The organism is Tardiphaga alba (assembly GCF_018279705.1).
Classification (GTDB): Bacteria; Pseudomonadota; Alphaproteobacteria; order Rhizobiales; family Xanthobacteraceae; genus Tardiphaga; species Tardiphaga alba.
This window is the reverse complement of record NZ_CP036498.1, coordinates 1,356,825-1,383,818: the sequence shown is the minus strand read 5'-3', so window position 1 is coordinate 1,383,818 and position 26,994 is coordinate 1,356,825. Positions and strand designations below refer to the sequence as shown.

Below are 26,994 nucleotides of genomic sequence, written 5' to 3'. Positions count from 1 at the left end.
ACAGTGTGGAGAATTCACCCCACCTGCCGCCTTTGATCAGACCAATAGGTTGCCCGGATCGCCTTCTTGTCGATCTTGCCGAGTGGCGTCTGCGGTAGGGCATCGACGAAAGCGATCTGCTTGGGCGCGTGGAGACTGCCCTTGCGGTCCTTCACCAGCGCGATCAGTTCTTCCTCGCTGGCCTCGCTATCCCGTCGGCGCACCACCAGCGCGAACACGCTCTCGCCCCACTTCTCGTCGGGCACCCCGATGACCGCCGCCATGCCCACCGCCGGATGTGCCGACAGCGCGTCCTCGATCTCGCGCGGATAGACATTGAAACCGCCGGACACGATCATGTCCTTCTTGCGATCGACGATATAGAGCCGACCTTCCTCATCGGCGCGGGCGATGTCGCCGGTATGCAGCCAGCCGCCAGCCAGAGCCTGTGCGGTCTGCTCCGGCTGCTTCCAGTATTCCGCCATCACCAGCGGACCACGCGCGCAGATCTCGCCGGGCTGGCCGGGTTCGACATCGTTATTGTCGTCGTCGAGCAGGCGCACCTGACAGATCGCGGTCGGGAAGCCGCAGGCCTCGAACAGTTCCGGCCGCTTCAGGTCATGATCGCGCTTCGGCAGCGTGGCGATCGGATAGCATTCGGTCTGGCCATAAAGCTGCGAGAACACGGGCCCCAGCCGCTCGATGCCTTCGCGCAACCGGTTCGGCGACATCGCCGAGGCGCCGTAAAGCAACAGTTCGAGCGACGAGAGATCGTGCTTGTCGATGCCTGGATGATCGAGCACGCCATAAATCATCGTCGGCACCATCAGCGTGAAATTGATCCGCTCTTTGGCGATGGTCGCGAGCAGCACGTCCGGATCGAACTTGTCGAGCAGATGCACGGTGCCACCGCGCAGCAGGGTCGGCACCACATTGGTGCCCGACACATGGCTGATCGGCGCCACCGCGAGATAACGCGGGATGCTCGGCAGTTCGAATTCGCTGAGCACGCTGGCCGACATCGCCGCCATGGCGCCGGACGAGCGCAGCACGCCCTTGGCGCGGCCGGTGGTGCCGCCCGTATAGTTCAGCGATGCGATCATATGCGGCTGCGAGAGATCGGTGATGGACGCGGTGCCGCCCGCCTCGATGGCCGCGAGCGCATCGGTGCCGTAAGGTGCCGGGCCGAGCGTGAGTATCTTGAGGTCTGGCAGCGCCGCCTGCAACTCCGCACCGCGCGCCAGATAATGCGAGCTATCGAGCACCAGCACGACCGCTTCGGAATCTTCGAGCTGGAAGCGATGCGCTTCGGCCGAGCCCAGCGCGTGCAGCGATGTCACTTTGGCGCCGAGCCCCTGCGCGGCTATGCCGAAGCACCACGTCTCGGCGCGGTTCGAGGTGAGCAGCCCGACCGTCGATGTCGGTGTCACGCCGCTCGCTGCGAGCAGCCGCTGCGCGCGTGCGACAAATTCCAACGTTGCGGCGCCGGTCCATTCCACCGTTTTGGTCTTGAAGGCGATGCCGCGGCCATGGCGCAGCAGAGCGCGCGTGGTCAGCGCGAAATTGGTGGGAGATTCATGCACGCTCATATAGCCGCCCTCTTCTTAGCCGGAGGATTGGGTCAGGCGACGCAGCGTCGCCTCCCATGCAGCATGATATTGATCGCACGTCCTTGCAACCAGCGTCACGACAGAGCTGATGACCCCGCCTGACACAGGCGAATGGTCTCCGCGAACACGCCCCGGCATCCCTGCCGGGGCGCTCCGCCATCAGGCGGCGACCGCCGGCTTTGCGACCACCTGCTTGCCGCCGAACTCGGCGATGGCCTGGTCATATTCATCACGCAGTCGTGCAATGACGGTGGCGACAGCCGGCGCATCCTTGATGGAGCCGAGGCCCTGCCCTGCGCCCCAGATATCCTTCCAGGCCTTGGCCTTGGTGTTGCCACCGGAGCCGAAATTCATCTTCGACTTGTCGGAGACCGGCAGATTGGCGGGATCGAGGCCGGCTGCGACGAGCGATGGCGCGAGATAATTGCCATGCACGCCGGTGATCAGGTTCGTGTAGACGATATCGCCCGCCGCATAGTCGATCAGCGACTGCTTGTAACCCTCGACGGCATTGGCTTCCTGCGTGGCGATGAAGCGCGTGCCCATATAGGCCATGTCGGCGCCCATCATCTGTGCCGCCGCAATGCCATAGCCATCAGCGATGGAGCCGGACAGCAGGATCGTGCCGGAGAACCACTGACGCACTTCACGCAGCAGCGCAAAAGGCGACAGCGTGCCGGCATGGCCGCCGGCGCCGGCGCAGACGAGAATCAGGCCATCGACGCCCATCTCGGCAGCCTTGCGCGCATGGCGGATGGTGGTGACATCGTGAAACACCTTGCCGCCATAGGAATGCGCGGCATCGACGATGGACTGCGGCAGCTGCAGGCTGGTGATGATCGCCGGCACCTTGTGCTTCACGCAGATCTCCATATCCGCATGCAGGCGATCATTGGAGGGATGGCAGATCTGGTTCACCGCATAGGGCGCCACCGGCAGATGCGGATTCTTAGCGGCATATTCGCCAAGCTCGTTCTCGATGCGCGTGAGCCATTCACCTAGGACCGCGACGGGACGTGCATTGAGCGCCGGGAACGAGCCCACAATGCCGGCCTTGCACTGCGCGATGACCAGCTCCGGACCCGACACGAGAAACAGCGGTGAGCCCATCACGGGCACGGAGAGGCGATTCTGGAAGATCGACGGCAGCGACATGTGTGTTTCCATCCCGGATTTAAGTTGAGAGGATGATATCGGGAAATGCGGGATGGGTGATGCTCAAATATGGAGATGCTATCCGCCACATTTGGATACAAGACTTTTCACCTCATGGTGAGGAGGCGCCTTGGCGCCGTCTCGAACCATGAGATGGCGGGATGCAGAGCTTCGCGACCATCCTTCGAGACGCGCGCAAGAGCGCGCTCCTCAGGATGAGGGCCGAGCATGCGTCACCCCAGCAGCCGTGCCTGATCCTGCTTTGCCTGTTCCGCGATGAAATCCAGCACCGCGCGGATTTGCGGTGCGTCCACCAGATCCGGATGTGACAGCAACCAGATCTCGGTGGAGCTGCGCAGCTTTTCGGGCAGCACGCGCACCAGTGTTTTGTCGGCATCGCCCGAGATGCACATCAACGGTGCGAAGCCGAGCCCGGCGCGTGCCGCTGCAATCAGATCGATATGCGACGAGCACTGCAGCGCGCGGCGCGCATGCCGGGAGAGATTATCAAACCAGCCCATCAACGGATTATCGCCGACCAGTCCGATCGAGGTGTGGTCGGACCATTCCTCGCGTGTCTTCGGCAGCCCATGCGTCCGCGCATAGGATTTCGAGGCATAGACGCCCACGCCAAGCCGCCCGACTTTGCGGCCAACCAGATTTTCATTGCCCGGACCGAACAGCCGCAACACGATATCTGCCTCGCGTCGGCGCACCGACGCCGGCCAGCCATCGACGCGGATTTCGAGCATGATGTCGGGATAGCGGCGATTGAATTCGGCGATAGCGCCCATCAGCCACGGACCGGAGAGCACCTCGGTGATCGACAACCGGACGGTGCCGATCGGCTTTTCGCGGATCTCCGCGATCACGGACTCGATCCTGACGGCTTCCAGGCGCATGTTCTCGAGTTGCCGATGGAGCCGCTCGCCGGCCGGTGTCAGCGAATAGCCTTCAAGTGAACGCGCAATCAGGCGGACGCCGGTGATGGCCTCGAGCTCGGCGAGCCGGCGGCTCACTGTCTGCGCACTGACTTTCAGCAATGCGCCAGCGCGTGTCAGGCTCGCCTCCCCCGCGATCACGGAGAAGGTGCGCAGCAGATCCCAATCCAGCCCCTGCATGTCTCATCCCGAAGCAATGTGTTCGGGATGATGTACACGCTGGCGCATGATCCCGAAAAGTGGGTACCGGTTTTTCGGATCAGATCATGCTCCAAAACAATTCCCGGGTCACTCCGCCGGAGTAGCCGCGGGATGTGCGCTTTGCGCGCTCTGGGCCTTTGAGCCGCCCGGGAAAATCTTGCGCACCAGCACGTAAAGCACCGGGACGAAGAACACGCCGAGCGCCGTGGCCGTCACCATGCCGCCGGCCACGCCGATACCGATGGCGTTCTGGCTTGCTGAACCGGCACCCGTGGCCAGAGCGAGCGGCATCACGCCGAGCACGAAAGCCAGCGACGTCATCAGGATCGGACGCAGACGTTGCCTGGCCGCATGCAGCGTCGCCTCGATCAGCGACATGCCCTTCTGTTGCTGCTCGATGGCAAATTCCACGATGAGAATCGCGTTCTTCGCCGACAGACCTATCGTCGTGAGCAGGCCGACCTGGAAATAGACGTCATTGTTCTGCCCGAACAAGGTCGCCGCGCCGAGCGCGCCAAGAATGCCGATCGGCACCGACAGCATCACCGCGAACGGGATCGACCAGCTCTCATACAGCGCCGCGAGCGAGAGGAATACGATCAGCACCGAGATCGCATAGAGATACAGCGTCTGGCTGCCGGTCAGCCGTTCCTGGAACGACAGGCCGGTCCATTCATGGGCGTAGCCCGGGCCGAGCTTCGCCATCGCTTCGTCCACCGCGGCCATGGCCGTGCCCGAACTCGTGCCCGGCGACGGTTGGCCCTGGATCTGCACCGCGGCGACGCCGTTGTAGCGCTCCAGACGCGGCGAGCCGTAGCTCCAGCGGCTGGTGGCGAAGGCCGAGAACGGCACCATCGATCCCGATGAATTGCGGACGTACCATTTGCCGATATCCGTCGTGTCCATGCGGAACGGCGCATCGCCCTGCAGATAGACCTGCTTGACGCGGCCGCGATCGATGAAGTCGTTGACGTAAGCGCCGCCCCACGCCGCCGAAAGCGTGGTGTTGAGATCGGTGAGATTGATCCCGAGCGCCGTCGCCTTCGCCTGATCGATGTCGAGATTGAATTGCGGCGTGTCGTCCTGCCCGTTCGGGCGCGGTTGCGAGATGCGTGGATCCGCCGCGAGCAGGCCGAGCAGCTTGTTGCGCGTCTGCAGCAGCGCCTCATGCCCGGCATTGCCGGTGTCCTGCAGGTAGAAGTCGAAGCCCGACGCGTTACCGAAGCCGGGCAGCGACGGCGGCAGCACGGCGAAAGCCATGGCGTCGCGGATCGTCGAGAAAGCCGCCATCGCGCGGCCTGCCACCGACTGGGCGGATTTCGCGTGATCCTCGCGCTCGCCGAACGGCTTCAGGCTGACGAAAGCGAGACCGACATTCTGGCCCTGACCGGCGAAGGAGAAACCCTGCACGGCGAACACGCCCTCCACGGTGTCCTTCTCGTTCTCCATGAACTGCTTCTCGACCTTCTGGATGACGTCCAGCGTCCGGCCCGAGGTGGCGCCGACCGGCAATTGCACCAGCGAGATGATGACGCCCTGGTCTTCGGTCGGCAGGAACGACGACGGCAACCGCACGAACAGGAACACCACACCGGCCACGACCACCGCGAACGCGACCAGCGCGCTCGCCGGCCGCTTCACCAGGCGGCTTGTCCAGCTCTGATAGCCACCGGCGGTGCGATCGAAATTGCGGTTGAACCAGCCGAAGAAACCGCGCTTCTCGTGATGGCCTTTCTTGGGCTTTTTCAGGATCGTCACACACATGGCCGGTGTCAGGATCAAGGCCACCAGCACCGACAGCACCATCGCAGACACGATAGTCAGTGCGAATTGCCGATAGATGATACCGACCGAGCCCGAGAAGAACGCCATCGGCACAAACACGGCCGACAGCACGACACCAATGCCTACCAGCGCACCGGTGATTTCGTTCATCGATTTCTCGGTCGCCTCGCGCGGCGACAGGCCTTCTTCCTCCATCACGCGCTCGACGTTTTCGACCACGACGATGGCGTCGTCGACCAGCAAGCCGATCGCCAGCACCACGGCGAACATGGTCAGCGTATTGATGGAGTAGCCGGCAATGGAAAGGATGCCGAACGTGCCGAGCAAAACGACGGGCACCGCAATGGTCGGGATGATGGTCGCCCGCCAGCTCTGCAGGAACAGGAACATCACGAGGAAGACCAGCACCACCGCCTCGAACAGCGTATGCACCACCTTCTCGATCGACAGTTTCACGAAGGGCGTGGTGTCGTAGGGATAGATCACCTTCAGGCCCGCCGGCATGTTGGCCGTGAGCTGGTTGATACGCGCCTTCACGCCTTCCGAGGTCGCGACCGCATTGGCGCCGGTGGCGAGCGAGATGCCCATGCCGGCCGCGGGCTTGGTGTTATAACGCGCCACTGCGTCATAGCTCTTCGAGCCCAGCTCGACGCGTGCGACATCCTTCAACCGCACCGTCTGGCCGGAGGTCGATGTGCGCAGGATGATGTCCTGGAACTGCTCGATGGTCTGCAACCGGCTCTGCGACGTGATCGTCGCATTCAGCTGCTGCCCGTCCACCGCCGGCAATCCGCCGAGCTGGCCCGCGGTCACCTGCGTGTTCTGCGCCTGGATCGCCTGGGTGACGTCGCCCGGCATCAGGTTGTATTTGGTCAGCTTCTCCGCATCGAGCCAGATGCGCATTGCATATTCGGCGCCGAACAGCTGCACCTGGCCGACACCGGAGACGCGGCTGATCGGCTCGTTGATCGTGCTGGCCACATAGTCGGCGATGTCGCTCGCATTCATCGAGCCGTCTTCGGAAACGAAGCCGAGCACCATCAGGAAGCTCGACGACGACTTCACGACGCGGATGCCCTGCTGCTGCACCACCTGCGGCAATAGCGGCGTCGCCAGCTGCAGCTTGTTCTGCACCTGCACCTGCGCAATGTCGGCATTGGCCTCATTGGTGAAGGTGATCGAGATCTGCACCACACCGGTCGAGGTCGAATAGGACGACATATATTGCAGGAAGTCGACGCCGGTCATGTTCTGCTCGATGACCTTGGTCACCGAATTTTCGGCCGTCGTCGCATTGGCGCCGGGATAGTTCGCGGTGATGGTGATCACCGTCGGCGCGATTTGCGGATATTGGGCGATCGGCAGCTTCAGGATCGCCAGAAGGCCGCCAAACATGATCAGAATGGCGAGGACCCAGGCGAAGATCGGCCGCTTGATAAAAAAGTGCGACATGATCGATTAGTCCTTGCGCGTATCGGTCGCCGCGCCGGCCGCATTGGCCTGCCGCCCCGGCGCCACTGTGAGACCCGTCTTGGGATCGACAGTGACATCGATGGTCTTCGCGACCTGGCCCGGCTTCGCCTTTTGCAGTCCGTCGAGGATGACGCGGTCACCATTCTTGGCACCGCCCTCCACCAGCCAGTTCGGGCCGATCGACTGCGCGACCTTGATCACACGCTGCTCGACCTTACCGTCCTTGTCGACGAACATCGCAACGGCCTCACCGCGCGGATTGCGTGACACGCCGCGCTGCGGGATCAGGATCGCGGTCGGATCGACGCCGGCGATCACGCGCGCCCGCACATACATGCCCGGCAGCAGGTTGCGCTCGGGATTGGCGAAAATCGCACGGGTCGAGACCGAGCCCGTGGTTTCGTTGACGCTGGAATCGGTGAAGCCGAACTTACCCTTCTGCGGATGCGTCTTGCCGTTTTCCAGCACCAGTTCGATCTCGACGCCGCCGGCCGGTCGCTTCAACCGACCGCTGGCGACTTCGCTGCGGATACGCTCCATCTCCGATGTCGCCTGGTCGAGATCGACATAGACGGGATCGAGCTGCTGGATCGTGGTCATCGCATTGGTCTGGCTGGCGGTCACCAGCGCGCCGGGCGTGATCATCGATTTGCCGATACGGCCGGAGATCGGCGCCAGCACCTTGGTGCGATCCAGCGCGATCGCCGCGGTGTCGCGATTGGCCTCGGCCGACTTCAGATCTGCCTCGCCCTGTTTGAAGCTGGCCATGGCGCTATCGACATCCTGCTGGCTCGCCGCATTGGTCTTGAGCAGCTGCGCCTTGCGCTCTGCCACCAGCCGCACCAGCGCAAGATTGGCCTGTGCCTTCAGCACATTTGCCTCGGCGCTTTCCAGCGCGGCCTGATACTGCACGGGATCGATCTGATACAGCAGATCGCCCTCCTTCACCTCGGCACCTTCCGTGAAGACCCGCTTCAAGAGGATACCCGTCACCTGCGGGCGCACTTCGGAGACCTGATAGGCGACTACGCGCCCAGGCAGCACGGTGGAAACGGAGGCCTCTTGCGGCTTCAGCGTCATCACACCCACTTCGGGCGGCGGCGGTGCTGCGGCTTCCGACGCAGGCTTACCGCACCCGGCCAGAGCGAACACAGCGATCAAAGCCAGCGGGCGAGCAATTCCAGATGTCATTACCATCACCAATGCAAAAACGGCGCACGACACCGCGCAATCCCGCGCAGCTGACGTGGCCGTGAGAAATTTTGGGAAACTCTCTGGTTTCCGCTTAGGAAACTTGCTAGTTTCCTTGCGCCAAGTCAAGCGTCCGGCAGGTCGGCCCTGCTCAAGCGTTTGTGAGGCGGCTCGTATAACGGAGTGAATGTTCAATGGTTGCATCGGCCGGCGCAAAGAAGCCGCGGGGGCGCGTTTTGCCGCAGCAAAATGACCTGCGCGTGACATTGCCCGATGCCGGTGATCCATCCGCCGAGCGGATCGCCCAGCTGCTGGCGGTCGCCAAACGTACCTTCGGCGAGAAGGGGTTTGCCGCCACCACCATGGACGATATCGCCGGGGCTGCCGGCATGTCGAAAAAGACGCTCTACAAACTGTTCGACAGCAAGAGCGACCTGTTCCGCGCCATGCTCACGCACAATCTGCAACGGTTTCAGTTCGGAGTCGCATCGCGGTCGGGCATACCCGTCATCGACGAACTCCGGGAGGCCATGCGCTTCATTGCCGACGTGGTCTTCAGCCCCGACGAGATCGCCCTGCATCGCCTGATCGTCGCGGAACGCAAGCAATCACCAGCCCTCGCCGGCATCTTTACCGACGTCATTTTCAAGAGCGGCGACAACGGCGTCGTCGATTGCATCAAACGCATCAAGCTGAAATCCACGCTCGAAGACCTCCCCGCGCGCACTGTCGCGGAGATGATGATCGGCGCGGTCTTCAGCCACGACCATTTTCGCGCGATGGTCGACGAGACCCATCAGGTCAACCGGCGCGCCATCAACAAGCGGATCGATGCGGTGATCGCGACGTTTTGCGAGGCGGCGTAGCCGGATGGAACGCCCCATCCCCGCCCCAATTTCTTAACCGATTGCTCACCATGACCGGGCACACTGCGCCATCGCGCAGCATGCCGCTGCGTGGCATCGGATGGGCATGCCATGTTCCAGACATTCCTGCGGTCTCGCGCCCAAACCTATTTGCGCAGCATTGTCGGCGAACGCGAGTTCCGCGCCCGCTCGCCGGAGCGCGATGCCGAGACCGACCGTGAACGCCTCGATGCGGTGATGACCGCTATCAACCAGGCACTGGGAAGCGCCGAAGCCGAGCAGGCGGGCCTGACCAAGCGCGTCGATGACGTGCTGGCGCGCGCGGCCGTGACATTCGGCAATGGCGACGATGAATATCTGACCCGTGAAAGCCTCGACAGCCATCACCTCGATCTGTTCGAGACCGAGATCCAGAACGGGCAACGCCGCCTGCGCGAGCTGACCGGTAGCATTGCGCATTTCAAGTTTCTGAAAAGCGCGTTCCTGTCCCGCTTCCCCGACTACAAGGCCGCGCCAAATACGAGCGCGTAACGCGCTCACCCGTGGCGCATGTCACGGTTGGGATTGCCGCTGGGCCTGGCGCTCCGCGTCCGTCCAGCGCCGGCGCGGACCTGCTGCATCCCCACCGCCAGTGTTGCGCCGGCGCTCGCCGGTGAAATTGCGCATGTTCTCGTTGACGAAGGACATCAGCTCGGTGCGGAAACGCTCGGCCGAGAATTTCTGCGCATGTGCCCGGCACACATCGCGTGAGAAATCGTCTTCGCGCGCGATGAAGGCGCGCACGCATTCCGCGATCGCCGCGGGCTCATTGGCATCGAAAAACATGCCGGTGCGAAGCTCTGGCGATGCCGACACCGTTTCGCGGGCGCCACCGCGCCCGAAGGCAAGCACCGGCGCGCCTTCGGACTGCGCCTCGACCACGATGATGCCGAAATCTTCCTCTGCGGCAAACACGAAGGCACGCGCGGTCGCCATCAATTCGCGCAGCTTGGTATCGCTGACGAAACCGGCGAAACTGACATTGGGATTGGCCAGCGCCTTCAGCCGTTCGGCCTCGGGTCCATCCCCGGCCACGATCAGCTTCTGATCCGGCATCAGATTGAATGCCTGGATCACGGCCTCGATCTTTTTGTAAGGCACAAGGCGACTCGCCGCGAGGAAATGTTCACCGACCGGAAGATGCTTCGGCAGCGATGACATCGTCACCGGCGGATAGATCACGCGGGCATCGCGGCCGTAGACTTTTTTGATGCGCTTGGCGACGAAGTTCGAATTCGCCAGCATCGCGTCGGGCCCATGCGCCGTGCGGACGTCCCAGATCCTGATCCGGTGCAGCAACGCGCGCGCCAATGCACTCTTAATCCCGGCCGTGTAGCCGCTCTCGTTGAGATAAGCGTGCTGCAGATCCCATGCATAGCGCATCGGCGAATGCACGTAAGAAACGTGCAACTGGTTCGGACCGGTGATCACGCCCTTGGCGACGGCATAGCTGGACGAGATCACCAGATCATAGCCAGACAGGTCGAACTGCTCGATGGCGATCGGCATCAACGGCAGATAGGCGCGATGCTTGGTCTTGATGAAGGGCATCCGCTGCAGAAAACTGGTCCGCGCCTTCTCGAAGCCGATCTTTGCGCGATCCTCCGGCGTCAGCGCATCGAACAGCGTGAACACATCTGCGCCCGGATAGCATTGCAGAATTTCCCGCAGCACCTGTTCCGCACCGCCGAGCGTATACAGCCAATCATGAACGACAGCGACGCGCATTGAACCTCGAGACGGATCGTGACCAAGCGATTGGTCCACTAAATAGACCAACGAAGTCTTTCTACAATCCGGCGATTACAACTTGCGTTAATTGGATCGCGGCCAATTCGTAAAATCAGATTCAGATTGATTGCGTTCGTGCGCGCGATGCGTCGAAGCCTACCTACGACGCTGCAGTTCCATAGAGCGAAGTGCGCCAATACGCAGCTATGTACCGAGACGAGCGACGATCTCGACCACTTCCGCCGCGGTAAGGGTAACAGCAATATGCGCATACATTTGCGAAGTGATCGCGTGCGAAGCGCGACGAATGGTATTGACGCAAATAAAACATCTACACGCGAGCCCGCATGCGGATGTCGAATCATCGAACCAGTAGTTTCATTTACTTCGGCCGCACACTCTGATCGCCACCAGGGCTTCCCGGCGGCGGAATCACCGGCGTGTTGCTGCTGTCCGATTTGGGTGCGGGGGCGCGCATGGCCGGATCCACATTGCTCGGCGGGCATAACACGCCGTCCGATTTCGCGAGCTTGTCGCCGAGATTCTCAGAGCTCTTTCCGTCGGTGCTTGGCGTGATCGTGCCCTGAGCGTTTGTCTGCGTCGGAGTGCAATTCGCATTGGGGCGGTCGGCAGCTGGCGGGGCCGTTTGCGCCGGCGGTGTCGCAGGTGCAGGTGGTGCCTGCGCAAAGACTGCACCGGAACCAGCGATTGCAAAACCTGCTATGAGAAATGTCTGCCTGATGCTCATCGGAAGAGAACCGCCGGCCGCGCCGGATGTTCCTTCACGACAGCAACGTCACGCCTTGACGTAGCGGATCAGCGAGAAATGCCCCATCGGCGCCATCGGGCGCCGTTCGGCCAGCGTCACGCCGCCATGGGCACTGCACCAGTTCGCCAGCCGCGCCCACGGGAACTCTGGCCGCCAGCCGAGCCGGCGCGCCAGCGGGGCGAAAGCCAGCTCGAAGATTTTGCGCGGGCCGCTTTCGGCGCCGATGTGATTGACCAGGATGAGCTCGCCGCCCGGCTTCAGCACGCGGACGAAATCATCCAGCGTCGCTTCAGGATCCGGCACGGCGGTGATCACATACTGCGCCACAACCGCATCGAAATGATTGTCGGGGAATGCGAGGTTCTTCGCATCCATCACCGCCAGCGTCTCGACATTGTCGAGCTTGTGCGTGCGCACGCGCTCATGCGCCCGGCGCAGCATCGGCTCGGAAATATCGACGCCGCAGATCTTGGTCGTCGATGCGTAGTCGGTCAGCGACAGGCCGGTGCCGACGCCGACATCGAGGATGCGGCCGCCAATACGGTCGGCTTCGCTGATGGTCGAGCGACGACCTTCATCGAACACCTTGCCGAACACCATGTCGTAAATAGGCGCCCAGCGCCCGTAAGCCTTCGCGACCCCCGCGCGGTCGATATCGCCAGCCATGCCCCTGCCTTCAACTCCTCACACGCGCATTGCTGCGACGTCAGGGACATTAGCACTGCGATTGGCCGCACCGACAGAGCTTTTCGCCGCAGCGCTCTTGATGAAACCGCCGCCGAGCACGCAGGCCTGTCCGGATTGCGCGTCATAGAACACGCAGGCCTGGCCGGGGGACACGCCCTCCTCGCCGCCGACCAGCTCGACTTCGTAGCCGCCGTCAACCTTGCGCAGCCAGGCCGGGGCCGGTGGACGCGTCGAACGGACACGCACGAAGATTTCGAGGCCGGCGCCGATGGCCTGATCCATCGTCCCGCCGCCGATCCAGTTGACGTCGCGCAGCGCGATCTTGTGCATCCGCAAAGCCTCGCGCGGGCCGACCACGACGCGGCGTCTCTCCGCATCGAGGCGGATCACATAGAGCGGTGCCGACGATGCGATGCCGAGACCTCGGCGCTGGCCGATGGTGAAATGCGCGATGCCGTGGTGACGGCCGATCACATGGCCATCCATATCGACGATGTCGCCCGGCTCCATCGCATGCGGCTTCAGCCGCTCGATGATGTCGGTATAGCGGCCGGTCGGCACGAAGCAGATATCCTGGCTGTCCTGCTTGTCGGCCACCGACAGATCAAACTGCCGCGCCAGCTCGCGCGCCTGCGGCTTGGTCATGTCGCCGAGGGGGAAGCGCAGGAAATCGAGTTGCTCTTGCGTGGTTGCGAACAGGAAGTAGCTCTGGTCACGGTCGCTATCGGCGGCACAGACCATGCTGCGCGAACCATCCGCACGGCGGCGCGAGGCGACGTAGTGACCGGTGGCCAGCGCCTGCGCGCCAAGCTCGCGCGCGGTGGCGAGCAGGTCGCGAAACTTGACCGAGCGATTGCATTCGATGCACGGCACCGGTGTCTCGCCGAGAGCATAGCTCTCCGCGAAATTGTCGATCACCGACTCGCGAAACTTGGACTCGTAGTCCAGCACGTAATGCGGAATGCCGATCCGCTCCGCCACGTCGCGGGCATCGTGAATGTCGCGCCCGGCACAGCAGGCGCCCTTTCGATGCATCGCGGCGCCGTGGTCGTAAAGCTGCAGCGTAATACCGACGACGTCATAGCCCTGCGACTTCAACAGCGCCGCCGTTGCCGACGAATCGACGCCGCCGGACATGGCGACAACGACGCGCGTGTCCTCCGGGCGACCTTCGAGATCGAGACTGTTGAGCATGGTTCAAGGCCATGAGCTGGGACCGCAAACGGCGAAACCGATCGCGATCAGGAAAACTGAGGCAATCCCGGAACTTACAGAGATCCGACGATGGCTGGGATAGTGCACTTTAATATAGGCGACGTTGCGCTCAATCAATTGCGGGGGACCGGCTTCGAACGGCAAATCTTGCCGCCGGGCAGAAACGAAGCGGCAAGCGGCAACGTTCCGACATCCGCGGAAATCAACTAACCCATTGATTTATATGAAAATCATATAGCGCCCGGTTGCTGGCCCGGTCCTTGCTGAATAGGCACTGGAACTCTTCTGGAAAGGCCACCCGTGGTTAGCGTCACGTCCGATATCGCCTCGACCCTCGCACCGAAGTCCGCGCGCTCGAAATCCGCGCGCGATGACCTGCCCGCGAGCGCCGACCAGTTCGGTACCCTGGTCAGCCGGAACAGCGCTGATCCGGCCCCATCGGCCCAGCCGGACATTACGGCTCCTGCCCCCCGACGCGACGACCGGTCGACAGCGGACCGCCCGCGGGCAAGCGACCGGCGGGATGACCGCGCCGCGGCCTCGCAAGACCGCCGTACGGATGCCAAGCCGGGGACGGAACGGCCGGATACCGCCAAGCGGGCGGACGACAAGGCGGTGAAATCCGACCAGGCCTCCGATTCCAAATCGAAACCTGCGGACGAGACGGCAGATCCCAAAGCTGCCGCAAGCGATACCGAGACCACCGACGGCACCAATACCGACGCCGCTGAAAAGCCGGTGACGTTGGAGATGGTGGCCATCGCCGTTCCGATCTCCGCTCCATCGGCTGATGCGACCGTGGCACCGGCCACGCCGGACATGGCCGGCAACAGCCAACCCCTCGCCATTGCCGCCGCTGCCGCGCTCAAGGCCAAACTGGATGCCGGCGCGACAACCACCGCGACCGGCGCCGAAGCGTTGCCGAGCGACATGTCGATCGAAGGCGAGCAAAATTTTGCTGCGCTGATCGCGTCCGCAACGGCGGCTGCGCCGAAGGGCGGCAAGAAAACAGACGCCGAAGCTACGGCGACCGCGACATCGACCACCGACGCGAAAGCGGACGGCGATGTCGAAACGATCACGACATCGCCATCTCTGAATGCACCGGCTCCCGCGTCGAAGCCTGTTGCGGAAGTGAAGTCCGATCCGGCTGCCGTCGCAACACGGGCGCCCGAAGCCGCTCCGGCGGATGGCGAACTGGCGAAGGCAGCTGCAGCTCAGCACAAGGAGCAGCGCGCCGAACAGGCGCCGCAGACGGCCGCCCCGGATCTCACCAACACGACCCCAGCGCCTCAACAGCAAACGCATCTGCAGGCGGCCACCAATGCTGCCGCGGTCGCGCCGCAAGCCAATATGCCCGCCGCGGCCAATCCACCCGTGCCGCTCAGCGGCGTCGCCGTCGAAATCGCGCAATCGGCCAAGGCCGGCAAGACCTCGTTCGATATCCGGCTCGATCCAGCCGAACTCGGCCGTATCGATGTGCGGCTCGAAGTCGATAAGCACGGCAATGTGACCTCGCATCTGACGGTCGAAAAGCCGGAGACGCTGACCATGCTCCGCCAGGACGCGCCGCAATTGCAGCGCGCACTGGAACAGGCCGGCCTCAAGACCAATGACAGCGGACTGCAATTCTCGCTGCGCGATCAATCCCAGCAGCAACAGCAGCAGAGTGGCGAGCAGTCGGGCCGCCATATGCACCGCCTGACGATCAACGACGACGACACCGTCACCGTGGCCCCTGCAGCACGCGGCTATGGCCGCATGTATGGCGCCAATGGCGGCGTCGATATCAGTATTTGAGAGGAGTGACCCATGGCAGTTGATGCGACCTATTCGAACCCTGTCGTCTCCGGCACCTCAACCGTTACGAATACGGGCACCAATGCAAACTCCACGACGGGTCTTGCTGATAACTTCCAGACCTTCCTGACGCTGCTCACCACGCAGCTGCAGAACCAGAACCCGCTCGATCCGCTGGACACCAACCAGTTCACCCAGCAGCTCGTGCAGTTCGCGCAGGTCGAACAGCAATTGAAGTCGAACGACTACATGAAGTCGCTGGTCGAAATGGAAAAAGCCACCCAGGCCACGCAGGCGCTGGTCTATGTGGGCAACAATGTCGCCGTCGATGGCTCGACCGCACAGTTCAAGACCTCGGCGACATGGAATCTCCTTGCCGACAAGGCATCGACGGCAGAGGTCAGCATCAAGAATTCTGCGGGCAACGTCGTCTATAGCGGCAAGTACTCTTTGAAAGAGGGCCAGGGCACGTTCGTTTGGGACGGCAAGGGCAATGACGGCGTGCAGTATCCGGAAGGCTCCTACACGCTGACCGCAACCGCCAAGGACGACAACGGCCGCGACGTCGCAATCTCGACGGAAGTCCAGGGCATCGTCGATTCTGTCGATCTCTCGGCCAGCCCGGCGCTGCTCTCGATCAACGGCGCCAACTACACCGTCGATAAGATCAAGCGCGTGGTGCGCCCGACCACGGCACCAACGACACCGACCACGCCAACGACGCCGACCACGTGAGCCGTGGTGTCGGGGACGGGCGTGGCGGGTAGTTGAGCCGCTGGCCTGCGGTCAGCTGACTGCTCGTGCGTCATTGACGTATGTGTCATTGACGCATAAATTAATCCCTCATGACCACCCTGCAGACTGTCGTCGAGCTGCCGGAATTGTTGCGGCGCGCCAAGATGATCATGACAGACGGCGAACGCGTCGCTCTGGTGGACTTCATTGCAACTAACCCAGAAGCGGGCGTCTCGCTCGGCGGCGGACTGCGCAAAGTTCGCATTCCGCGGGAGGATGGCGGCAAGAGCGGCGGCTATCGGACAGTCTACGTGTTTGGCCGCGTGCACATGCCGATCTATCTCGTGACCGTGTTCGCCAAAAACGAAAAAGACAACCTGACGAAGGCCGAGCAGGCCGCCGCCGTCGCATTGGCCAAGGCGCTTATCGCAATTCATGGAGACGAGTAATGAGCGCTTACAAGAGCATCATGCAGGGACTGAACGAGGCGCTGGATCATGCCAAAGGCAAGGACACCGGCGCCATTGTCCGCAAGGTGAAGGTGCCCTCCGTCGATGTCGCCGCGATCCGCGCCAGCACCGGTCTGTCGCAGAGTGCGTTCGCACGCAGCATCGGCGTCGCCAAGGGGACGTTGTTGAATTGGGAGCATGGCCGCCGCCAACCCACCGGCCCCGCACAGGTACTGCTCGCCATGATCGCAAAACGCCCATCGCTGGTGAGCGAGTTGCTGCGCTGACAGGCCTCGCGCCTGTGGCCTGATTGGAGCGCTGCACAGTTCCGGCTGGCACTTTCGGCGATGGATATCGCCGCGCTCAGCGCATTCTACGGCTGCACGTGTGCGCCGCACTGCCCTAACCTCAATCGTCAACAAACCCTTTCACAAAGTCTATTCGCATTGGAGTTGTAGGCTTAGGCAAATTTTAAGCCGAGGGGCGTAGTTTGTTTCAGTGAGTTCAGTGGTTGAGAGTAGTGTGAGTACGCCATGACAGAACCCCATCGCCCGAGGGTCAAATACGTCATCGGGCCTGACGGCAGCCCATTAACAATTGCCGATTTGCCCGCGCCGGGTACCAAGCGCTGGGTCATCCGCCGTAAGGCCGAAGTCGTTGCCGCTGTACGCGGTGGCCTTCTCTCTCTGGAAGAGGCCTGCAGCCGATACACGCTGACCGTGGACGAGTTCCTGTCCTGGCAGTTTTCCATCGACCAGCACGGCCTGGCCGGACTGCGGACCACCCGCCTCCAGCAATATCGCCAGTAAACAGTTTCTTAATATCCCCGATTTGATGAAAACCGGCTCTCCCCAGGGAAGCCGGTTTTTGCCGTTTGGCAATAATGTGGCCAGCCGTTAACCGGCGTTAACCATATCGAAACCATACCCCGGCAAAATTTGCCCAGTCGGTCCTGGAGACCGAATCTCCAGGGGCCGGTTGTGCAGGGTCTGATCAGTTTCCTTAAAGGTCTCGGCGCCGCGCGCCTGGCAGCGATGTTCGCCGTCACGGTCGCCCTGATGGGCTTTTTCGCGTTTGTCATCATGCGGGTCACCACCCCTCAGATGACGACCCTGTTCACGGATCTGACGGTCGAGGACTCATCGGCCATCATCAAGGATCTGGAACGCCAGGCGATCCCCTACGAGATCAAGAACGAGGGCGCCGCCATTATGGTGCCGAAGGACAAGGTCACCCGCCTGCGCATGAAGCTGGCCGAAGGCGGCCTGCCCAAGGGCGGCGGCGTCGGCTACGAAATCTTCGATAAGTCGGACGCTCTCGGCACCACCAGTTTTGTCCAGAATATCAATCATTTACGCGCGCTCGAAGGCGAACTCGCCCGAACCATCCGGGCGCTCGACCGCGTTCAGTCGGCTCGCGTTCATCTGGTCCTCCCGGAGCGTCCGCTGTTCTCCCGCGAGACCCCAGAGCCGTCGGCTTCGATCGTGGTTCGGGTCCGCGGCACCCTCGACCAGCAGCAGGTCCGGGCCATCCGCCATGTGGTCGCCTCGGCGGTCAACGGCTTGAAGCCGACGCGGGTCTCGATTGTCGATGAAGCCGGTCAGCTCCTCGCCGATGGCGCCAGCGACCCGAACGCAGAGACAGCAGCCGGCGACGAGCGTCGCACCGCCTTCGAAAAGCGGATGCGCAACCAGGTCGAGGCCATCGTGTCCTCGGTGGTCGGCTCAGGCCGCGCCCGTGTCCAGCTCACCGCCGACTTCGACTACAACAAGGTGACCCAGACCTCCGACCAATTCGACCCGGAAGGCCGGGTGCTCCGCTCCAGCCAGACCCGCGAAGAGCAATCCCAGAGTGGCGCGGCCGACGGCCAAGTCACGGTCAATAACGAACTTCCCGGAAATCAGGGCCAAGGCAACGCTGCAAACGCCAAGGACCAGAGCAAGAAGTCGGAAGAGACCAACAATTACGAAATCTCCCGCATTACCAAGACTGAAGTCACCGAAGCCGGCCGCGTCAATCGTATCTCGGTCGCGGTTCTGGTGGATGGCAGCTACAGCAAGAACGAAAAGGGTGAGCAGGTCTACGCCCAGCGCCCAAAGGAAGAACTCGACCGCATCGCCACTCTGGTCCGCTCCGCCATCGGCTTCGATCAGAAGCGCGGCGACCAGGTGGAAGTGGTCAACCTGAAATTCGCCGAAGGCCCGGCGGCCCCCCCGGCCGCAGAGCCGACCGGCCTGCTCGGCGCCCTTCAGTTCACCAAAGACGACGTGATGCATGTGATCGAGCTCGGCGTGATGATGCTGCTCGGCCTCGTGGTCGTGTTCATGGTGATCCGCCCGCTGGTGCGCCGGATCCTCGCATCCGAGCCGGCAGCGCCGGCACTGCCGCCCGCTGGCATGATGGCGCTTCCAGACAATGTGACGGTGGCTGCGGACGGCACCACCCTCATCCCCGCGACCGGCGCCAACATGATCGACGTCGCGACCATCCAGGGTCAGGTGCACGCCCAGTCGGTTCACCGCGTTGGTGAACTGGCCGATCGCAATCCCAATGAAACCGCCGCCATTGTTCGTCAGTGGCTGCAGGAACCGGCATAATCGATGGCAGCAGTCCCGCAACTCGCCGACGACAATTCCAGCGACATCGCAACGGTCGTCGCCGGCCTTGCTGCGCGCCAGAGCGGACGCGCGCCCTCGAAGCCGATCAGCGGCCCGAAGCGCGCGGCCATCCTGATGCTGGCACTCGGCGAAAAATACGGCGGCAAGGTCTGGTCGCTGCTCGACGATGACGAAGTGCGCGAACTCTCGTCCCACATGTCCAATCTCGGCACCATCGAGCCCGATACGGTCGAAGACCTGATGCTCGAATTCGTGTCGCGGATGTCGGCCTCGGGCGCCCTGATGGGCACCTTCGACGCCACCGAGCGACTGCTGACCCAGTATCTGCCGGCCGAACGCGTCACCGGCATCATGGAAGAAATCCGCGGCCCGGCCGGCCGTAACATGTGGGAGAAGCTCTCCAACGTGCAGGAAGAGGTGCTCGCCAACTACCTCAAGAACGAATATCCGCAGACCGTCGCCGTGGTGCTGTCGAAGCTGAAATCCGAACACGCCGCCCGCGTGCTCGGCATTCTGCCCGAAGACCTCGCGCTCGACGTGGTCAACCGCATGCTGAAGATGGAAGCGGTGCAGAAGGAAGTGATCGAGCGCGTCGAGCAGACGCTCCGCGTCGAGTTCATGTCCAACCTGTCGCAGACCCGCCGCCGCGACGCCCACGAGGTGATGGCTGAAATTTTCAATAATTTCGATCGCCAGACGGAAACGCGCTTCATCACCTCGCTGGAAGAAGACAACCGTGAAGCGGCCGAGCGCATCAAGGCGCTGATGTTCACCTTCGACGACCTGATCAAGCTCGATGCCGGCTCGGCGCAGACGCTGATGCGCAATATCGACAAGGATAAGCTCGGCATCGCGCTGAAGAGCGCGAATGAGGAAGTCCGGGCCTTCTTCATGGGCAATATGTCGTCGCGCGCGGCCAAGATGCTGACCGACGACATGGCCGCGCTGGGACCGGTGCGTCTGCGCGATGTCGACGAGGCGCAGGCGCTGCTCGTCAATCTCGCCAAGGACCTCGCCGCCAAGGGCGAAATCGTGCTGACCAAGAACCGCGCCGACGACGAGCTGGTGTATTGATGGCCGCCCCCGCCAAATTCATGTTCGACATGGACTTCGCAGCGCCCGACAAGGCGCGCGCGCCCGTCATCACGCCGGCCGAAGTCGCCGAGAAAATCGCACAGGCCGAAGCCCAAGCCTATCGCGCAGGCTTCGATGCCGCGCAGCGCGAAGCCAAGGCCGAAGCCGACCGCCGCATGGCGCTGGCGCTCGAGCAGATCGGTGTCGCTATCGGATCGATCTCGCAGGGTTTTGGCGGCATAGCGACCAAGATGGAGACCGAGGCCGTCGATGTCGCCGTCGCCGTGGCGCGCAAGCTGTGCGACGAGTTGGTGGCCCGCGAGCCGCTGACCGAAATCATGGCGCTGGTTCACGACTGCTTCAAGCACCTCGTGGCAACGCCGCATCTGGTCGTCCGCATCAACGACGCTTTGTATGACGAAGCGCGCGAGCGCATCGAGAAGCAGGCCAAGCAGAGCGGTTTTGCCGGACGTCTCGTGATCCTCGCCGAACCGGATATCGAGAACGGCGACTGCAAGATCGAATGGGCCGATGGCGGTGTCGTGCTGGAACGCGCGGCCATCAGCGCCAAAATCAATGAACTCGTCGGACGCTATATGGCGTCCCGCAATCAGGCTTGAGTGCCGTGAGGACTGAACCATGAGCGATCCACAGGTCCCGCTTCCCGATCTCAACGCCAATGAGCCGATGGTGAATGGCGATATCGGTTATGCCGAGGAAGAAAACATCACGCGCATCGCAGCGGATCTTGAGGCGGTCTTCGACGTGCCGGTTCAGGTCTCGGCCGTGCTCGGACGCTCCAAGATGGATGTGGGCGAATTGCTGAAGCTCGGGCCGGGCACGGTGCTCGAACTCGACCGCCGCGTCGGCGAAGCGATCGACATCTATGTGAACAACCGACTGGTGGCGCGCGGCGAAGTGGTGCTGGTCGAGGAAAAACTCGGCGTCACCATGACCGAAATCATCAAGGCCGACAATTAACGGACTCGTCGCGCCGGCCATGGCGCGCTCAGGATAACAGGAGATCACCATGCGGCTTCTCATCGTCGGCACCCTGAAAGGGCAGCTCACAACGGCGACCAAGATCGCCATGGATAACGGCGCCTCGGTGGTGCACGCCGAAGGCCTCGACCAGGCCATGAACGTGCTGCGATCGGGCAAGGGCGCAGACCTTCTGCTGGTCGACGTCGCGCTCGACATCCGCGACCTCGTGATGCGGCTCGAGGCCGAGCACATCCACGTGCCCATCGTGGCCTGCGGCATCACCAGCGATGCTCGCGCCGCCGTGGCCGCGATCCATGCCGGCGCGAAAGAATACATCCCGCTGCCGCCCGATCCGGAACTGATCGCCGCCGTGCTCGGCGCCGTCGCCAATGACGCGCGCGACCTGATCTATCGCGACGAGATGATGGGCAAGGTGGTGAAGCTGGCGCAACAGATCGCCGGCTCCGACGCCTCGGTGATGATCACCGGCGAAAGCGGCACCGGCAAGGAAGTGCTGGCGCGCTATGTGCACAACCGTTCGAACCGATCGAAGAAGCCGTTCATCTCGATCAACTGCGCGGCCATTCCCGAACATCTCCTGGAGTCCGAACTGTTCGGCCACGAGAAGGGTGCCTTCACCGGCGCCATCGCGCGCCGCATCGGCAAATTCGAGGAAGCCACCGGCGGCACGCTGCTGCTGGACGAAATCTCGGAAATGGATGTGCGACTGCAGTCGAAGTTGCTGCGCGCCATTCAGGAACGTGTGATCGACCGTGTCGGCGGCACCAAGCCCGTGCCGGTGGATATCCGCATCATCGCCACGTCGAACCGCAACCTGTCGGATGCGGTGAAGGCGGGCACGTTCCGCGAGGACTTGCTGTTCCGTCTCAACGTCGTCAACCTGAAGATCCCGGCGCTGCGCGATCGTCCTGCCGATATTCTCGAACTCGCGCAGCATTTCGCCAAGAAATATGCCGAAGCCAATGGCGTGCCGGTGCGTCCGCTCTCGGCGGACGCACGCCGCGTCCTCACCGGCAATCGCTGGCAGGGCAATGTGCGCGAGCTCGAAAACACCATCCACCGTTCGGTGCTGATGTCCTCGGGCGACGAGATCGGTGCTGATGCGATCCTGACGCCCGATGGCGATCGTCTCGACCTTGCCAAGACCTCGCCGGCCGTGGCTCATGCGACCATGGCCGCCGAGACGGTGACGCGCGCGCTGGTCGGCCGCACGGTGGCGGATGTGGAACGCGACCTGATCCTGGAGACGCTGAAGCACTGCCTCGGCAACCGCACCCACGCGGCGAACATTCTCGGCATCTCGATCCGCACATTGCGCAACAAGCTGAACGAATATGCGGATGGCGGCCTGCCGATCACACCAGCCGGTGCGGGTTCAGGCGATTATCGCGGGATGATGGGCGCGGCCTAAGCCTGCGTTCGTCGATCCTCAGTCTGTCATCACCCGCGAAAGCGGGTGATCCAGTACACGGCGACTTCTCGGCCTTATCACGACTGCCAGCGCCTACTGGATCGCCCGGTCCCAGCGCGCAATTGCGCGCTTGGCCGGGCGACGACAGGTTGAGTTGAACGTCACGAATAACTCGGCGCATCCTGCTTGCGGAAAATCTTGATGGGATCGCCCGGCGTCAGATCCGGTTTGCCCCACATGTGCCAGGCAAACAGCGCGAGATAGCCGATCGACAGCGCGCCGACGATATAGACCAGCCAGACGCCGACACGCTTCACGCCGGCGCTCCATGCCGCACCAGGCGGCGATGCCACAGCCAGATCAGCGGCACGACGACGAGTTCGCCAATCAGGCTGACCAGCAACCCCACCGTCGGAAAGCCGTGGCCGATCACCGCCAGCAGACGACCGGCGGCACCGAACATCAGAATGAAGCTCACCACCGCGATCCGTTCGCCGCGCTTCTCCACATGCGGGATCGCCGACCAGTAGATCAGGCCGGCGGCAATCAGCACGCCCTTGATGAAGCGCACATAGCCTTCCATCGTGACACCGATGGTGGCGACGCCGGACAGGCTGGTGCCGAACAGCACGCCGGTGAGCCCGAACAGGATGGCGACGAGGCCGGCAATCGCCAGTGCGATCTGAAGCAGTGTGCGTTCCAATCCGGTCTCCTCTCGCGGCAGGCAATGGTCTATAACTGGGCCATCCCGCGCATCAGGGCAACCGTCCATATGGGCGCATCGGTCGTGCGCTTGCGCCGGCCGCCTGAATGGTTAGCTTCATCCACCGAGTCGCCGCCATAGCGGCCGCCTTCCCGAGATCCAATGACCAGTTTCACCCCGCATCAGGACGCCGCGCTCAAAGCCGTGGGCGATTGGCTGAAGGCCAAACCCGGCCAGAACGGCACGCCGCAAGTGTTCCGCCTGTTCGGCTTCGCCGGCACGGGCAAGACCACACTTGCGCGCCATGTGGCCGATGATGTCGATGGCGACGTGAAATATGCCGCCTTCACCGGCAAGGCGGCGCTGGTGATGCGCAACAAAGGCTGCCACGAAGCCTCCACCATCCATTCGCTGATCTATCGCGCCCGCGAGACCGGCGAGGAAACCCCGAATTTCGAACTCTGGGACGATGCACCCGCGTCCAAGGCCAAACTGATCATCGTCGATGAATGCTCGATGGTGGATGCCGAACTGGGCCGCGACCTGCTGTCCTTCGACTGCCCGTTGCTCGTGCTCGGTGATCCCGCGCAGTTGCCGCCGATCCAGGGCGGCGGCTTCTTCACCAGTAGCGAACCCGACGCGATGCTCACCGAGGTGCATCGACAGGCCGAGCACGATCCTATCGTCCGCATGTCGATGGATGTGCGTGAAGGCCGTCCGCTCAGCATCGGCACATTCGGCGACAGCGAGGTCGTCTCGCGAAAATCGCTCGATCCGGAACGCGTGATGGCCGCCGATCAGGTGCTGGTCGGCCGCAACAACACGCGCCGCGCCTACAATATGCGCATCCGCGAGAAACTCGGCCTGACCGACCCGTTGCCTGTCGCCGATGACAAGCTCGTCTGCCTACGTAACAATCGTAAGAAGGCGCTATTCAACGGCGGATTGTGGCGCGTGCGTGCGCGCGCCACGTCGAAATCCGCCATCGTCACCATGCGGATCATGCCGGACGAGGATTTTGGCGGGAAGGTCACGAAAGTCTCGGTGCGCGCCGACTGCTTCACCGGGGGCGTCGAGACGCTGCCCTGGGAGCAACGCAAGCCCTATGACGAATTCGACTACGGCTATGTGCTGACCGTGCACAAGAGCCAGGGCTCGCAATGGGACGACGTGGTGCTGTTTGACGAGAGTTTTGCGTTTCAGGACAGCCGCGCGCGCTGGCTCTATACCGGCATCACGCGCGCGGCAAAGCGGTTGAGCATTGTCGTCTGAGGCGGGTCAGACCCAGCGCGTATCGAATTGCTTGGCAAGGACGACAAACTGCAAGTCGTCCCGCAGGAATGTGCCCACGCTATCGTCGCCATAAGGAAAGGGCTCGGTTCGCCCGGTATCGATGAAGCCGCAACGCGCATACCAAGCGATCAGCATATGGCGTTGCTTGATGACGGTCATTCTCGCAACACGCGCCCCTCTTTCGCTGGCCAGACACTCGGCGCTCTATAGCAATCGACGACCGATACGCGCGCCCTGAATGGCCGGATCGACCGCCAGCATAGAGAGCATGCAGCTTTCGTCATCGTTTTCGACCGCGATACATCCCAGTGGATCGATATGACGGTCATCGCGCGCGACCAGTATCGTGATCGTCGGATCGGCAATCATCGCTTCCATGTCAGCGAGTCGAATCCGCGCGCCGGAGATCAGATCCGTTTCCGCCGTCCATCCTACACTTCCACCGCTGCCGCGATAGGCGGCATTGACGATTTGCGTGAGAGAAACGGCGTCGCTGGCAATTGCAGTGTCAATTCTCATCGTTACTTCCAGTTCGTACGTGGCGTTTAACGCGCCGGGTCGTTGACGCACGACTTCTGCGTCACTCCGAGATCCACGCCCATCAGGACCAATGGGCGAAGCGTAGCAGGCGCAAGATGTTCGCGGTGACGGCGTCAGGCGACTCCAAGCAAGGTGTATGCCCGGCGCCGGGCAACGCAATGAACGGACACCCGATCAGTTCTGCCATCTGCTCGCCCTCACGCGGAGGTCGCGGCACGTCTTCCAGACCGGTCATGACGATGCAGGGACACCTGATCTTGACCAGGTCACTCGCGGCGTCGCGGCGCTCGAAAATCATCTTGCCAATGGGAAGGACACTGTCCGCAAGGCGCTCCGACAGTATTTGCGACATCCCATGACGCACGATCGCCACGACGTCGGGTTTCGTCTCAAATGTTGCCGGGGCAAGCAGGATTCGCAGTATCTGCTCTTGCATAGCCGCCGGAATGCCTTGAGCATCCCTCACAGTCTCCATCAGTTGTGAATAGGACTGCTTCGATGCCTCCGGCTCAGGACCAAGATATGTGCCGATGAGCGCGAGCGCGGCAACGCGATCAGGTTGCAGAAAGATCATCTCGGCTCCCCACATCCCACCGAAGGAAAGGCCGACGATCGCAGCTTTATCGATGCCAAGCTCGTCCATGAGTGCGAGATATTGCTCGGCGACATGCCGGTTGTTTGCAACGCCACGGGGCAAGGCGCCGCTGTCGCCGTGGCCCCAGAGATCGGGTGCAATCACGCGATAGCGCCGGGACAGTTCGGCAATTTGAGGCGTCCATATACGTGCGTCGCAGAGGAAGCCGTGCCCCAGGATGACCGGGGGGCCTTCGCCTGCGTCGATATAGGCGGTAGCGATGGATGAACTGTATTTTTTGTCGAACATGGATCGGAAAACCCTTGGATGCACGACCGCAGATCGGGGCGATCGATTGAGGAGTGCAGTGGATGGACGCAAATTAGGCGCGCTTTTTTCCCTTATGTCGCTGTCATGCCTCGCGAAGCCGATCCCAGAAGTCGGGAGATTCGGGACTGACGGGAGAACGTTTCTCTGGCATCGAATGCTGAGCAGCGTTGAGGATGGTCGCCATGTCCGCATCGCTGAGCGGCGGACCGATGATGTCGATCTCGGCCAGTTCGGCGATAGCGCTGAGCTTGCCGACATCGGTGATCGCGAGGCCGCTTTTCTCGATTTCACGAAAGAAGCATTCGAAGTCTCCCGGCGAGACGATCACATGCAGATGAACTTCATCTTCGCCGTAGGAGCGCCACGCGTGTGCGATCCGCTTGGGCAGAATGACGACATCGCCCGGCTTCGCAACGTGGCTTTCCGTTTCGCTCCATACGGCAATCGTGCCCGATTGTACGATGAAGAACTCATCGTCGGCGCGATGGATATGACGCGGCGGTCCGAAGCCAGCAGGCGCGTAGTAGTCCATCAGCACGAACGGACCAGATGTGGAACTGGCAGGAATTCTCGTTCGCGCACGTTCACCCCAGCTTGTGACCGCGTATCCGACATCTGCGGGATGATCGATAATCGCAGCCCGTATCGTGTTGGAAGTCATCGCTGTTCCCTTCTTGCGTTTGGTGACCACACGACCGAGATCGTCGTGGCACGTTGTTGCAAGCAGGTGGGTAAGCTGCGTCAGCTGCAATGTGTACTTAAAAGGTTGCTAAACACCGTAAGCACATCCTAAAAGATCCTTAAGTGGAGACGGCATCGG

The 26,994-nt window shown here is 62.4% G+C and carries 28 protein-coding genes; 13 read left to right on the top strand and 15 right to left on the bottom strand.

The features are described 5' to 3' along the window. Nucleotides 1-14: 14 nt before the first annotated feature. From RPMA_RS06560 to RPMA_RS06540, 5 genes are all read right to left on the bottom strand, one after another. Nucleotides 15-1,568 (bottom strand): AMP-binding protein, encoded by a 1,554-nt coding sequence (locus RPMA_RS06560; protein ID WP_211912064.1) that lies wholly within the window; start codon nt 1,566-1,568, stop codon nt 15-17. A 180-nt stretch (nt 1,569-1,748) separates the two neighbouring features. Beyond that, a complete protein-coding gene (locus RPMA_RS06555) occupies nt 1,749-2,744 on the bottom strand; it encodes an NAD(P)H-dependent flavin oxidoreductase (RefSeq protein WP_211912063.1) in 996 nt (331 codons plus the stop codon). Between the two features lie 233 nt (nt 2,745-2,977). Further along, nucleotides 2,978-3,865 (bottom strand): LysR family transcriptional regulator, encoded by an 888-nt coding sequence (locus tag RPMA_RS06550; RefSeq protein ID WP_211912062.1) that lies wholly within the window; start codon nt 3,863-3,865, stop codon nt 2,978-2,980. A gap of 108 nt (nt 3,866-3,973) precedes the next feature. Further along, on the bottom strand, nt 3,974-7,123 hold the full coding sequence (locus RPMA_RS06545) for an efflux RND transporter permease subunit (RefSeq protein ID WP_211912061.1): 3,150 nt from the start codon (nt 7,121-7,123) through the stop codon (nt 3,974-3,976). Nucleotides 7,124-7,129: 6 nt separating this feature from the next. After that, entirely contained in the window at nt 7,130-8,335 is a 1,206-nt protein-coding gene (locus RPMA_RS06540; RefSeq protein WP_211912060.1) for an efflux RND transporter periplasmic adaptor subunit, read from the bottom strand. Between the two features lie 194 nt (nt 8,336-8,529). Here RPMA_RS06540 and RPMA_RS06535 point away from each other — a divergent pair, with 194 nt between their 5' ends. Further along, nucleotides 8,530-9,201 (top strand): TetR/AcrR family transcriptional regulator, encoded by a 672-nt coding sequence (locus tag RPMA_RS06535; protein WP_249225576.1) that lies wholly within the window; start codon nt 8,530-8,532, stop codon nt 9,199-9,201. A 111-nt stretch (nt 9,202-9,312) separates the two neighbouring features. After that, nucleotides 9,313-9,732, top strand: a complete 420-nt coding sequence (locus RPMA_RS06530) for a hypothetical protein (RefSeq protein ID WP_211912059.1) — start codon at nt 9,313-9,315, stop codon at nt 9,730-9,732. A gap of 21 nt (nt 9,733-9,753) precedes the next feature. On the opposite strand, the gene RPMA_RS06525 is transcribed toward RPMA_RS06530, so the two are convergent. From RPMA_RS06525 to mnmA, 4 genes are all read right to left on the bottom strand, one after another. Further along, nucleotides 9,754-10,968 carry a glycosyltransferase gene (locus tag RPMA_RS06525; protein ID WP_211912058.1) on the bottom strand — a complete coding sequence of 405 codons (1,215 nt, stop codon included), beginning with the start codon at nt 10,966-10,968 and terminating at the stop codon, nt 9,754-9,756. Nucleotides 10,969-11,353: 385 nt separating this feature from the next. Then, a complete protein-coding gene (locus tag RPMA_RS27965) occupies nt 11,354-11,719 on the bottom strand; it encodes a hypothetical protein (RefSeq protein WP_249225575.1) in 366 nt (121 codons plus the stop codon). Nucleotides 11,720-11,767: 48 nt separating this feature from the next. After that, complete coding sequence (locus tag RPMA_RS06520; RefSeq protein ID WP_211912057.1) at nt 11,768-12,406, bottom strand: class I SAM-dependent methyltransferase; 639 nt, start codon at nt 12,404-12,406, stop codon at nt 11,768-11,770. A gap of 18 nt (nt 12,407-12,424) precedes the next feature. Further along, nucleotides 12,425-13,621, bottom strand: a complete 1,197-nt coding sequence (mnmA, locus tag RPMA_RS06515; RefSeq protein ID WP_211912056.1) for a tRNA 2-thiouridine(34) synthase MnmA — start codon at nt 13,619-13,621, stop codon at nt 12,425-12,427. 321 nt (nt 13,622-13,942) lie between these two features. Here mnmA and RPMA_RS06510 point away from each other — a divergent pair, with 321 nt between their 5' ends. The 10 genes from RPMA_RS06510 to flbD all read left to right on the top strand — a co-directional run bounded on the left by RPMA_RS06510 (nt 13,943) and on the right by flbD (nt 22,734). Next, nucleotides 13,943-15,442, top strand: coding sequence for a flagellar hook-length control protein FliK (locus RPMA_RS06510; protein WP_211912055.1), 1,500 nt, complete (start codon nt 13,943-13,945; stop codon nt 15,440-15,442). A 12-nt stretch (nt 15,443-15,454) separates the two neighbouring features. Continuing rightward, nucleotides 15,455-16,177 (top strand): flagellar hook capping FlgD N-terminal domain-containing protein, encoded by a 723-nt coding sequence (locus RPMA_RS06505; protein ID WP_211912054.1) that lies wholly within the window; start codon nt 15,455-15,457, stop codon nt 16,175-16,177. 110 nt (nt 16,178-16,287) lie between these two features. Next, nucleotides 16,288-16,626, top strand: a complete 339-nt coding sequence (locus RPMA_RS06500; protein WP_249225574.1) for a type II toxin-antitoxin system RelE/ParE family toxin — start codon at nt 16,288-16,290, stop codon at nt 16,624-16,626. After that, entirely contained in the window at nt 16,626-16,913 is a 288-nt protein-coding gene (locus tag RPMA_RS06495; protein ID WP_211912053.1) for a helix-turn-helix domain-containing protein, read from the top strand. The genes RPMA_RS06500 and RPMA_RS06495 overlap by 1 nt, the downstream gene beginning before the upstream one ends. Before the next feature lie 246 nt (nt 16,914-17,159). Then, a complete protein-coding gene (gene sciP, locus RPMA_RS06490) occupies nt 17,160-17,435 on the top strand; it encodes a CtrA inhibitor SciP (RefSeq protein WP_211912052.1) in 276 nt (91 codons plus the stop codon). Nucleotides 17,436-17,606: 171 nt separating this feature from the next. Then, nucleotides 17,607-19,223 carry a flagellar basal-body MS-ring/collar protein FliF gene (fliF, locus tag RPMA_RS06485; protein ID WP_211912051.1) on the top strand — a complete coding sequence of 539 codons (1,617 nt, stop codon included), beginning with the start codon at nt 17,607-17,609 and terminating at the stop codon, nt 19,221-19,223. Between the two features lie 3 nt (nt 19,224-19,226). Further along, nucleotides 19,227-20,318, top strand: coding sequence for a flagellar motor switch protein FliG (gene fliG, locus RPMA_RS06480; RefSeq protein WP_211912050.1), 1,092 nt, complete (start codon nt 19,227-19,229; stop codon nt 20,316-20,318). Further along, nucleotides 20,318-20,938 carry a FliH/SctL family protein gene (locus RPMA_RS06475; protein WP_211912049.1) on the top strand — a complete coding sequence of 207 codons (621 nt, stop codon included), beginning with the start codon at nt 20,318-20,320 and terminating at the stop codon, nt 20,936-20,938. Before fliG ends, RPMA_RS06475 begins: the two co-directional genes overlap by 1 nt. 19 nt (nt 20,939-20,957) lie before the next feature. Further along, entirely contained in the window at nt 20,958-21,299 is a 342-nt protein-coding gene (gene fliN / locus RPMA_RS06470) for a flagellar motor switch protein FliN (protein ID WP_211912048.1), read from the top strand. A 49-nt stretch (nt 21,300-21,348) separates the two neighbouring features. Then, nucleotides 21,349-22,734 (top strand): sigma-54-dependent transcriptional regulator FlbD, encoded by a 1,386-nt coding sequence (gene flbD / locus RPMA_RS06465; RefSeq protein ID WP_211912047.1) that lies wholly within the window; start codon nt 21,349-21,351, stop codon nt 22,732-22,734. A 161-nt stretch (nt 22,735-22,895) separates the two neighbouring features. Here flbD and RPMA_RS06460 read toward each other — a convergent pair whose 3' ends face one another. Together RPMA_RS06460 and RPMA_RS06455 are read right to left on the bottom strand one after the other, a co-directional pair. After that, on the bottom strand, nt 22,896-23,051 hold the full coding sequence (locus RPMA_RS06460; RefSeq protein ID WP_211912046.1) for a hypothetical protein: 156 nt from the start codon (nt 23,049-23,051) through the stop codon (nt 22,896-22,898). After that, nucleotides 23,048-23,437 carry a DUF4345 domain-containing protein gene (locus RPMA_RS06455; RefSeq protein WP_211912045.1) on the bottom strand — a complete coding sequence of 130 codons (390 nt, stop codon included), beginning with the start codon at nt 23,435-23,437 and terminating at the stop codon, nt 23,048-23,050. Before RPMA_RS06455 ends, RPMA_RS06460 begins: the two co-directional genes overlap by 4 nt. Nucleotides 23,438-23,599: 162 nt before the next feature. Between RPMA_RS06455 and RPMA_RS06450 the strand changes: the two genes are divergently transcribed. Continuing rightward, a complete protein-coding gene (locus RPMA_RS06450) occupies nt 23,600-24,709 on the top strand; it encodes an ATP-dependent DNA helicase (RefSeq protein WP_211912044.1) in 1,110 nt (369 codons plus the stop codon). Nucleotides 24,710-24,715: 6 nt separating this feature from the next. Here the strand turns inward: RPMA_RS06450 and RPMA_RS06445 are convergent, their stop codons facing one another. The 4 genes from RPMA_RS06445 to RPMA_RS06430 form a co-directional block, all read right to left on the bottom strand. Beyond that, nucleotides 24,716-24,889: a hypothetical protein gene (locus RPMA_RS06445; protein WP_211912043.1), complete on the bottom strand. Its 174-nt coding sequence runs from the start codon at nt 24,887-24,889 to the stop codon at nt 24,716-24,718. Nucleotides 24,890-24,934: 45 nt separating this feature from the next. Then, nucleotides 24,935-25,300: a hypothetical protein gene (locus tag RPMA_RS06440; RefSeq protein ID WP_211912042.1), complete on the bottom strand. Its 366-nt coding sequence runs from the start codon at nt 25,298-25,300 to the stop codon at nt 24,935-24,937. Between the two features lie 31 nt (nt 25,301-25,331). Next, complete coding sequence (locus tag RPMA_RS06435) at nt 25,332-26,153, bottom strand: alpha/beta fold hydrolase (protein ID WP_211912041.1); 822 nt, start codon at nt 26,151-26,153, stop codon at nt 25,332-25,334. A gap of 103 nt (nt 26,154-26,256) precedes the next feature. Beyond that, a complete protein-coding gene (locus RPMA_RS06430; protein WP_211912040.1) occupies nt 26,257-26,925 on the bottom strand; it encodes a cupin domain-containing protein in 669 nt (222 codons plus the stop codon). Nucleotides 26,926-26,994 lie beyond the last annotated feature (69 nt).

Excerpts from the sequence above, each read along its gene's own strand:
- RPMA_RS06560 (WP_211912064.1), bottom strand. The coding sequence starts at position 1,568 with ATGAGCGTGCATGAATCTCCCACCAATTTCGCGCTGACCACGCGCGCT.
- RPMA_RS06555 (WP_211912063.1), bottom strand. The coding sequence starts at position 2,744 with ATGTCGCTGCCGTCGATCTTCCAGAATCGCCTCTCCGTGCCCGTGATG.
- RPMA_RS06550 (WP_211912062.1), bottom strand. The coding sequence starts at position 3,865 with ATGCAGGGGCTGGATTGGGATCTGCTGCGCACCTTCTCCGTGATCGCG.
- RPMA_RS06545 (WP_211912061.1), bottom strand. The coding sequence starts at position 7,123 with ATGTCGCACTTTTTTATCAAGCGGCCGATCTTCGCCTGGGTCCTCGCC.
- RPMA_RS06540 (WP_211912060.1), bottom strand. The coding sequence starts at position 8,335 with ATGACATCTGGAATTGCTCGCCCGCTGGCTTTGATCGCTGTGTTCGCT.
- RPMA_RS06535 (WP_249225576.1), top strand. The coding sequence starts at position 8,530 with ATGGTTGCATCGGCCGGCGCAAAGAAGCCGCGGGGGCGCGTTTTGCCG.
- RPMA_RS06530 (WP_211912059.1), top strand. The coding sequence starts at position 9,313 with ATGTTCCAGACATTCCTGCGGTCTCGCGCCCAAACCTATTTGCGCAGC.
- RPMA_RS06525 (WP_211912058.1), bottom strand. The coding sequence starts at position 10,968 with ATGCGCGTCGCTGTCGTTCATGATTGGCTGTATACGCTCGGCGGTGCG.
- RPMA_RS27965 (WP_249225575.1), bottom strand. The coding sequence starts at position 11,719 with ATGAGCATCAGGCAGACATTTCTCATAGCAGGTTTTGCAATCGCTGGT.
- RPMA_RS06520 (WP_211912057.1), bottom strand. The coding sequence starts at position 12,406 with ATGGCTGGCGATATCGACCGCGCGGGGGTCGCGAAGGCTTACGGGCGC.
- mnmA (WP_211912056.1), bottom strand. The coding sequence starts at position 13,621 with ATGCTCAACAGTCTCGATCTCGAAGGTCGCCCGGAGGACACGCGCGTC.
- RPMA_RS06505 (WP_211912054.1), top strand. The coding sequence starts at position 15,455 with ATGGCAGTTGATGCGACCTATTCGAACCCTGTCGTCTCCGGCACCTCA.
- RPMA_RS06500 (WP_249225574.1), top strand. The coding sequence starts at position 16,288 with ATGACCACCCTGCAGACTGTCGTCGAGCTGCCGGAATTGTTGCGGCGC.
- RPMA_RS06495 (WP_211912053.1), top strand. The coding sequence starts at position 16,626 with ATGAGCGCTTACAAGAGCATCATGCAGGGACTGAACGAGGCGCTGGAT.
- sciP (WP_211912052.1), top strand. The coding sequence starts at position 17,160 with ATGACAGAACCCCATCGCCCGAGGGTCAAATACGTCATCGGGCCTGAC.
- fliG (WP_211912050.1), top strand. The coding sequence starts at position 19,227 with ATGGCAGCAGTCCCGCAACTCGCCGACGACAATTCCAGCGACATCGCA.
- RPMA_RS06475 (WP_211912049.1), top strand. The coding sequence starts at position 20,318 with ATGGCCGCCCCCGCCAAATTCATGTTCGACATGGACTTCGCAGCGCCC.
- fliN (WP_211912048.1), top strand. The coding sequence starts at position 20,958 with ATGAGCGATCCACAGGTCCCGCTTCCCGATCTCAACGCCAATGAGCCG.
- flbD (WP_211912047.1), top strand. The coding sequence starts at position 21,349 with ATGCGGCTTCTCATCGTCGGCACCCTGAAAGGGCAGCTCACAACGGCG.
- RPMA_RS06450 (WP_211912044.1), top strand. The coding sequence starts at position 23,600 with ATGACCAGTTTCACCCCGCATCAGGACGCCGCGCTCAAAGCCGTGGGC.
- RPMA_RS06445 (WP_211912043.1), bottom strand. The coding sequence starts at position 24,889 with ATGACCGTCATCAAGCAACGCCATATGCTGATCGCTTGGTATGCGCGT.
- RPMA_RS06435 (WP_211912041.1), bottom strand. The coding sequence starts at position 26,153 with ATGTTCGACAAAAAATACAGTTCATCCATCGCTACCGCCTATATCGAC.